The 3100-nt window shown below is 71.3% G+C and carries 3 protein-coding genes; all 3 read left to right on the top strand.

What is annotated here, in order from left to right; genetic code table 11:
• Positions 1-136: 136 nt before the first annotated feature.
• Positions 137-1735 (top strand): ABC-F family ATP-binding cassette domain-containing protein, encoded by a 1599-nt coding sequence (locus AC51EU_RS28990; RefSeq protein WP_496270063.1) that lies wholly within the window; start codon positions 137-139, stop codon positions 1733-1735.
• Positions 1736-2099: 364 nt separating this feature from the next.
• Entirely contained in the window at positions 2100-2321 is a 222-nt protein-coding gene (locus AC51EU_RS28985) for a helix-turn-helix domain-containing protein (protein WP_006606369.1), read from the top strand.
• Positions 2322-2433: 112 nt separating this feature from the next.
• The coding region (locus AC51EU_RS28980) for an enoyl-CoA hydratase/isomerase family protein (protein WP_496270062.1) at positions 2434-3100 on the top strand (667 nt) is incomplete at its 3' end.

Genomic DNA, 3100 nt, shown 5'->3' with positions numbered 1-3100 from the left:
GTCCGGCCGGGTAAACCGCTTGCACACCCCCGTTAGACTGCTCCGCATGGCAGTTCTCCTCTGGGTTCATTAGACGGCGTCGACCGCTCTCGGACCGTCCGTCCAATCCGCCGTCTTCCTGCCCTGGAGTTTTCCCTTGATCACCGCTTCCGGTCTTGAGCTGCGGGCCGGTGCCCGCGTCCTCATCGAGTCCGCCTCGTTCCGCATCGCCAAGGGCGACCGCATCGGCCTCGTCGGCCGCAACGGCGCCGGCAAGACCACCCTCACCAAGGTCCTCGCCGGTGAGGGCATCCCCGCCGCCGGCACCGTCACCCGCTCCGGCGAGATCGGCTACCTCCCGCAGGACCCGCGCACCGGCGACATGGACGTCCTCGCCCGCGACCGCGTCCTGTCCGCCCGCGGCCTGGACACCGTCCTGCGCAAGATGCGGGAGAACGAGGACCGGATGGCGAACGGCAAGGGCGCCACCCGCGAGAAGGCGATGAAGAAGTACGAGCGCCTGGAGACCGAGTTCCTCACCAAGGGCGGGTACGCCGCCGAGGCGGAGGCCGCGACCATCGCCGCCAGCCTCGGCCTGCCCGACCGCGTCCTCGGCCAGCCGCTGCACACCCTCTCCGGCGGCCAGCGGCGCCGCGTCGAACTGGCCCGCATCCTCTTCTCGGACGCCGACACCCTGCTCCTCGACGAGCCGACCAACCACCTCGACGCCGACTCCATCGTCTGGCTGCGCGACTACCTCAAGACCTACCGCGGCGGCTTCATCGTGATCTCCCACGACGTCGACCTGGTCGAGACGGTCGTCAACAAGGTCTTCTACCTCGACGCCAACCGCGCCCAGATCGACGTCTACAACATGGGCTGGAAGCTCTACCAGCGCCAGCGCGAGGCGGACGAGAAGCGCCGCAGGCGCGAGCGGCAGAACGCCGAGAAGAAGGCCGCCGCGCTCAACGCCCAGGCCGACAAGATGCGCGCCAAGGCCACCAAGACCGTCGCCGCGCAGAACATGGCCCGCCGCGCCGAGCGGCTGCTGTCCGGACTGGAGGACGTCCGCGCCGCCGACAAGGTCGCCAAGCTGCGCTTCCCCGACCCGGCGCCCTGCGGCAAGACCCCGCTGAGCGCCGAGGGCCTGTCCAAGTCGTACGGCTCGCTGGAGATCTTCAGCGGCGTCGACCTCGCCATCGACAAGGGCTCCCGCGTCGTCATCCTGGGCCTCAACGGCGCCGGCAAGACCACGCTGCTGCGGCTGCTGGCCGGCGTCGAGCAGCCGGACACCGGCGAGGTGCGCCCCGGCCACGGCCTCAAGCTCGGCTACTACGCGCAGGAGCACGAGACGCTCGACCCGGACCGCACGGTCCTGGAGAACATGCGCTCGGCCGCCCCGGACATGGACCTCGTCGACATCCGCAAGACGCTGGGCTCGTTCCTCTTCACCGGCGACGACGTCGACAAGCCCGCGGGCGTGCTCTCCGGCGGCGAGAAGACCCGTCTCGCCCTGGCGACGCTGGTCGTCTCCTCCGCCAATGTCCTGCTCCTCGACGAGCCCACCAACAACCTCGACCCGGCCAGCCGCGAGGAGATCCTCGGCGCGCTGCACACCTTCACCGGCGCCGTGGTGCTCGTCTCGCACGACGAGGGCGCGGTGGACGCGCTCGAACCCGAGCGGATCATCCTGCTGCCCGACGGTGTCGAGGACCTGTGGGGCCAGGACTACGCGGACCTGGTCGCCCTGGCCTGACCGGGCCTCGCGGCGACCGCTCCCCGCACGTCACCGACCTGATCCATCCCGTCTGGATCATTCGGCCGACGCGTGATCCCTCATCTGCGTGAGTTCGGCTCGTACCACGGCGCGTCGGCGATGACGGCCGGGTCCTCGCGACCCGGCCGTCACCTTTTCGGGTGTATGTGCCCTGACCTGCCGCTTCTCCCGGGGAGGGGCCGCACGGGCCGTGCGGCGCCCGGCGAATCGGGGCCGCACCACGTCCCCGGGGGGACGCCGTACGGGGTACGGGGTGCCACGGAACCTTGCCGAATGGGTGGCCAGGACGCCGGGGAGGGGTGATCATGAGAGTCCAGAGCGCACTTCCCATGAGGAGGCACGGGTGGCCGAGACTCTGAAGAAGGGCAGCCGGGTGACCGGCGCCGCGCGCGAGAAGCTCGCGGCAGACCTGAAGAAGAAATACGACTCCGGAGCGAGCATCCGGGCGCTGGCCGAAGAGACCGGGCGTTCCTACGGCTTCGTCCACCGGATGCTCAGCGAATCCGGTGTGGTCCTGCGCGGTCGGGGCGGCGCCACGAGGGGCAAGAAGGCCGCCTCGGCCTGACGGCCGCGCCCCCGGGTACGGCGGTGCCCCCGGTCGGCCGAGCTGCCGGCCGGGAGGTTACCGTTCAGTCACTTACGCACGCTGGTGCGACCGGCTGACTCGGAGGCGCGAGATGACCCTGCTCGACAAGGACGGCGTACGGCTCACCGTGGACGGCGCTCTTGCCACGGTGACCCTCACCAACCCGGCCAAGCGCAACGCGCAGTCGCCCGCCATGTGGCGGGCCCTGGCCGAGGCGGGATCGCTGCTGCCGGGAAACATCCGGATCGCGGTACTGCGCGGTGAGGGCAGGTCCTTCTCCGCGGGGCTCGACCGGCAGGCGTTCACCCCCGAGGGCTTCGACGGCGAACCCTCGTTCCTCGACATGGCGCGCGGCCCCGAGGACCGGGCGGACGCCCTGATCGCCGGGTACCAGGAGGCGTTCACCTGGTGGCGCCGCAACGACCTGGTGTCCATAGCGGCCGTGCAGGGGCACGCCATCGGCGCGGGCTTCCAGCTCGCCCTCGCCTGCGACCTGCGGGTCTGCGCCGAGGACGCCCAGTTCGCGATGCGCGAGACCAGCCTGGGACTCGTACCGGACCTCGGCGGCACCCACCCCCTCGTCGGCCTGGTGGGCTACGCCCGCGCACTGGAGATCTGCGCCACCGGGCGCTTCGTGCACGCCCCGGAGGCCGAACGGATCGGCCTGGCCAACCTGGTGGTCCCGGGCGGCGAACTCGACGCCGCGGTCGCCGACCTCGCGGCCGCGCTCACCGCCGCCCCCCGCGACGCCGTCATCG

It is taken from the genome of Candidatus Streptomyces philanthi (genome assembly GCF_059553635.1).
The sequence above is the reverse complement of the archived record's forward strand: the minus strand, read 5'-3'. Positions and strand labels throughout refer to the sequence as shown.